2 protein-coding genes are annotated in these 5,698 nt (G+C 64.0%); both read right to left on the reverse strand.

Annotation, left to right across the window (positions count from 1 at the left end):
- Positions 1-4,969, reverse strand: a 4,969-nt coding sequence (locus GHO41_RS28280; protein WP_153435260.1) for a non-ribosomal peptide synthetase, incomplete at its 3' end; no start/stop codon positions are given.
- A partial coding sequence (locus tag GHO41_RS28285) for a phosphopantetheine-binding protein (protein ID WP_153435261.1) occupies positions 4,969-5,698 on the reverse strand: 730 nt, incomplete at its 5' end. The genes GHO41_RS28285 and GHO41_RS28280, both read right to left, overlap by 1 nt.

A 5,698-nucleotide genomic window follows, 5' to 3' on the forward strand; every position in this document is an offset into this window, starting at 1 on the left:
CCACCTGCACCGGCTCGCTGGCGCCCTGGGGCCAATGGAAACCACTGCGCAAAATCGGGTGTGCATCCAGCGTCGCCTGCCAGGCCTGCGCCAAGCGGGTGGCGTCCAGCCCGCTAGCCGCGACGCTGAGCTGGTTGACGTAGGCTCCGGCCTGGGGCTCGTACAGGCTGTGAAACAGCAAACCGCGCTGCATCGGTGACAGCGGATACAGGTCTTCTATCTGCCGTGGCGGCACGGGCAGCAGGTCAAGTTGTGCCTGGGTCAGGTTGGCCAGCGCAAAATCCGCCGGGGTCACGCCGCTGTGCTGCGGGTTGAGGCAATGCTCAATCAGCGCCTGCAACTGGGCCTTAAGGCTTGAGGCCAGGGCCTCGATGTCTGCCGTGTCGAAGCATTCCTGGCTAAAGCTCAGGTCCAGCTTCAACTCACCGCCATACACCTGGCCATCGACCGACAACCAGTTGGCCAACGGCGAATCCAGGCTCTGCGCCGCGCCGCTGGCCTCTTGAGCCGGGACGAATAACCCGTCGTCGTTGAAGCTCTGATCAAACTGGCCCAGGTAGTTGAACGTCACCCGTGCCTGCGGCAAGGCCGCGAGGCTGGCTTGGGTCTGGGCATCGCCCTGGTAGCGCAACAGCTCAAAGCCCAGGCCCTTGCCCGGCACCTCACGCAGTTGCTGCTTGATCGCTTTGATCGACTCGGCCATGCCCGCGGCAGGGGTCAACTTGACCGGGAACAGGCTGGTGAACCACCCCACCGTGCGGGTCAGGTCGATGTCCGCAAACAGGTCTTCACGGCCGTGGCCTTCCAGCTGGATCAAGGCCGTCGAATCGCCGGTCCAGCTGCACAGGGCGCGGGCCAGCGCGGTCAGCAGCAGGTCATTGATCTGCGTGCGATAGGCCGCAGGCGCCTGTTGCAGCAAGTGTCGGGTCTGCTCCCGGTCCAGGCCCAGGCTCACCACCTGGCGATAGCGCAACGCCTGGCTGGCCTCCATGCGGGCATGGGGCAACCGGGCGCTGGCGCCTTGCAACTGCTGCAACCAGCCGTCGCGTTCTGCCATCAATGCCGGGCTTTGCGCATAGGCCGACAACTGCCGGGCCCAGTCTTGCAAGGCGCTGGTTTTTTCTGCCAGGGCTTGCCCGGCGTAGGCCGCTTGCAAGTCTTCAAGCAAGACCCGCCACGACACGCCGTCCACCACCAAGTGGTGAATCACCAGCAACAAACGCTGCGCGCCTTGCTCGTGGTCGATCAACACCGCGCGCAGCAGCGGCCCGTCGTGCAGCGACAAACTGCGCTGCGCTTTGTCGCACAAGGCTTGTAACGCCTCGCTACTTTGCACTTGGGCGGTCCACAGCAAATCGGTGGCCGCGCTGCTGTCCAACGGCACATAGCGCGCCGTCCATTGCCCGGCCTGCTCGCGGAACTGCAAACGCAACGCATCGTGCTGGGCCAACACCTGCTGCAAGGCGGTTTGCAGGCGCAGCAAGTCCAGCGGCTCGCGCACGTCCAGCAGCACCGACTGGTTCCAGTGCTGGGGCTGCTCGGTTTGATTGGCAAAGAACCACTGCTGCACCGGGGTCAGTGTTTGCGTGCCCTCCACCGGCCCTTGAGGGATGTGTGCGACCTGTAGCGGGCTTGCCACAGCGGCCAGCGCCTGCAAGGTCGGCTGTTGAAACAGATCACGCGGCTGCAAGCGCAACCCGGCACGCCGGGCCCGGCTGACCACCTGAATCGAAATAATCGAGTCGCCGCCCAGCTCAAAGAAGTTGTCCTGACGGCCGACCTGTTCAAGCCCCAGCACGGCTTGCCAAATCGCTGCCAACTGGCGTTCGTTGTCGCTGCGTGGCGCCTCGAAAACCCGCTGGCTGACGCTGGCCTGCGGCGCCGGCAACAACTTGCGCTCCAGCTTGCCGTTGGGGCTCAGCGGCATGCGCTCGATCAACAGCAACTGCGTCGGCACCATGTAATCGGGCAGGCTCAGCAGTACATGGGCTTTCAGGGTGTCACGCCAGACGGTTTGCGCTTCGGGGTGTTCCAGCAGCGCCACGTCGCTGGGCACCAGATACGCCACCAACTGGTTATCCAGCGCCAGCACCACCGCTTCCTGAACCTGCGGGTGTTCTTGCAGGCGCGCTTCGATCTCGCCCAGCTCGATGCGCAGGCCGCGAATTTTCACCTGATGGTCGATCCGGCCGCAGTACTCGATAGCACCGTCAGCGCGATAACGCGCCAGGTCGCCAGTGCGGTACAGCCGTTCGCCACTGCCAAACGGGTCGATCACAAAGCGCTCGGCCGTCAATGCCGGGCGCGCATGGTAGCCCCGGGCCAAACCCGCGCCCGCCAGGTACAACTCGCCAATGGCACCGGTCGGCAAGGGCAACAGTTCCGGGCTGAGGACATAGGTACGCAGGTTGGCAATCGGCCGCCCGATCGGCACGCTGTCGCGCTGTTCTTCAAGGCACGTCCAGTGGGTTACGTCGATGGCCGCTTCGGTAGGCCCGTACAAGTTGTACAACGCCGCCTTAGGCAGGGCGCGCATTGTCTGGCGTTGCAAGGCAATCGGCAGCGCCTCGCCACTGCACACAATTCGCCGCAGCGAGTGACACTGCACAGCCTCGTCGCTGTTGATGAAGGCTTGCAGCATCGACGGCACAAAATGCAGGGTGGTAACCCCCTGTTCGACGATCAACTGCGCCAGTTGCTGCGGGTCGCGGTGCGCACCGGGCGCGGCGACCACCAGGGTCGCGCCGTGCATCAGCGGCCAGAAAAACTCCCACACCGACACGTCAAAACTGAACGGGGTTTTCTGCAAGACTCGGTCGGCAGCGTTCAGGCCATAAGCTTGTTGCATCCACGCCAGCCGGTTGTACAACGCACCATGGCTGTTGCCTGCGCCTTTGGGGCGGCCGGTGGAGCCCGAGGTGTAGATCACGTAGGCCAGATTCTCGGGATGTGCCAGGTTAGTCAGGTTTTCAGCGCGCTCATGATCGTTTGAGAGATCGCGAGGCAAGCTCGCCCCTACAGTGGGGGCCAGGATCATGACGGGGATGTGTGGCGGCAACGCCATCTGCACGTGCGCCTGGGTCAGCAGCAAACTGATGCCGCTGTCTTCAAACATGTAGGCGAGGCGTTCAGCCGGGTATTCGGGGTCGAGCGGCACGTAAGCGCCCCCGGCCTTGAGAATCGCCAGCAAGCCAATCACCAGCTCCAGAGAACGCTCGCAGGCCACGCCCACGCGCACTTCCGGGCCCACTCCGCTCTCGCGCAACTGATGCGCCAGACGGTTGGCGCGCTGATTGAGTTCGCGATAACTCAACGACTGCCCGGCAAACACCAGCGCACAAGCATCCGGTGTGGCCGCCGCTTGCGCTTCGATGTGCTGGTGCACGCAGGCGGGGCCGGGATAGTGCTGCTGCGTGGCATTCAGGCCATACAGCGTGGCCTCTATTTCATGAGCATCGAGCATCGGCAGCTCGCTGATCGCGCACTCAGGATTCGCCACCACGCCAGCCAGCAGGGTGCGCCAATGCGCGGCCATGGCTTCGATGCGCGGGGCATCAAACAGGTCGGTGGCATAAGTCAGGCTGGCCAGCAGGTGCTCGCCTTCTTCATGGGTATCGAGTTGCAGATCAAACTGAGCAGTGCGGCCCTGCCATTCCAGGCTCTCGACCTGCAAGCCGGCGAGCATCCCGCGCAGTGCGCCGGGGCGGCTTTGCTGGTGGTTGAACATCACTTGAAACAAGGGACTGTGGCTCAGGCTGCGCTCGCCCTGCAGGGCATTGACCAGCCGCTCGAAGGGCACGTCCTGATAACCCTGGGCATCCAGTGCGCGGTCGCGGGTTTGGCTCAGCAATTGGCTGAACGGCATGCGCCCGTCCAGCTCGGCCCGCAGCACCTGGGTGTTGACGAAAAAGCCGATCAGGCCACGGGTTTCCGCGCGAGTGCGGTTGGCCACCGGCACACCGATGCGCACATCCTGCTGGCCGCTGTAGCGGTGCAACAGCACCTGAAAACTGGCCAGCAAGAGCATAAACGGCGTCACCCCACGCTGCCTGGCCAGGCTCAGCAAGCCTTTGGCCAACTCGGCTGGCAGCGCGAAATCCAGTCGCGCACCTTGCTGGCTTGGCTGCACAGGGCGTGAGCGATCACTGGGCAACTCCAGCACCGGCTGCTCGTTGCCCAGTTGCCCGCGCCACCAGTCCAGTTGCCGCTCCAGCTCCCCGGCCTCCATCCAGCGCCGTTGCCACAGGGCGTAGTCGGCGTACTGAATCGCCAGTTCTGGCAACTCCAGGGTTTTGCCTTGGGCATGGGCGGCATACAACTGTGAAAACTCGTCGACCAGCACGCCCATCGACCAACCATCAGCCACGATGTGGTGCAAGGTCAGCACCAGCACATGATCCTGCGCGTCCAGTTGCAACAGGCTCACCCGCAGCAACGGTCCGTGTTGCAGATCGAACGGTTGCGCGATGTCCTGCTCGACCAGGCGCAGCGCCAGGTTCAGGCGTTCGGATTGCGGCTGATCGCGCAGGTCGTGGCGGGTCAACAGCATTGCTGAATCTGTGGGAGCGGGCTTGCTCGCGATAGCATCACCGCTGTTGTCCAGAAACTCCGCGTTGCCTGCATCGCGAGCAAGCCCGCTCCCACAGACAAAGACCCTACGCAAGCTGTGATGGCGCTCCAGCAGGGCATCAAAACTGTGCTGCAACGCCGCCACGTTCAGCTCGCCGCGCAAACGCAAGGCGGCCGGGATGTGGTACGCCGCGCTTTGCGGGTCAAGCTGCCACAAAAACCATTGCCGTTGCTGGGCATAGGACAGCGCGCAGGGTGCGTCTGGCGCTGCGGTCTGCGGGATCGGCAACTGGCCGAAACTCACGCCCTGCTCTTGCATCTTGTGCAAGAACTCTCGGCGCTGCTGCGGTGCAAGGCTGGCGAAGCGGTTGGCAATACGCCAGGCGGTAGAGTGTTCCATCAGTTGATCTCCATCTCGTCGAGCAGCGACTCAAGTGCGCTCAGACGCACATCGTTATCCGCAGGCGTTTGGGCCTGTACCAGGGCGGCATAGGCGTGCAGGTCGGGGGTTTCGAACAGCGCGCGCAGCGCCACTTCAAGGCCCAGTTCCAGTTCGATCCGGGCGTTGGCCTGGGCTGCGAGCAGCGAGTGCCCGCCCAATTCAAAGAAGTTGTCGTGGCGCCCTACTCGCTCGACCTCCAGCACCTGGGCCCAGATCGTTGCCAGCCTGGTTTCCAGCTCGCCCACCGGGGCGCTGTAAGGGCGCTGCCAGTGCTCGGCGTCAGGCAATGGCAACGCCTTGCGATCGAGCTTGCCGTTACCGGTCAGCGGCAGGGCTTCCAGCAGCAGCCAGTGGGTCGGCACCATGTAATCCGGCAAATCGACCTTGAGCGCGGTGCGCAATTGCTCGCGCCACGCCAACGGATCGGTTGGCGTCTGCTCGGCCACCACATAGGCGCAGAGCTGGCCCTGATGCACGCTCAGCACCGCATCGCTCACGCCCACTTGCTGCTTGAGGCAGGTTTCGATTTCGCCCAGCTCGATGCGGAACCCGCGAATCTTCACTTGCTGATCGATTCGCCCCAGGTAGTCGATGTTGCCGTCAGCGCGCTGGCGGGCCAGGTCACCGCTGCGGTACAGACGCACGCCCGGCGCAAACGGGCTGGGCACAAAGCGCTCGGCGGTGAGC

This window comes from Pseudomonas sp. FSL R10-0399, from assembly GCF_009600165.1.
Classification (GTDB): Bacteria; Pseudomonadota; Gammaproteobacteria; order Pseudomonadales; family Pseudomonadaceae; genus Aquipseudomonas; species Aquipseudomonas helleri.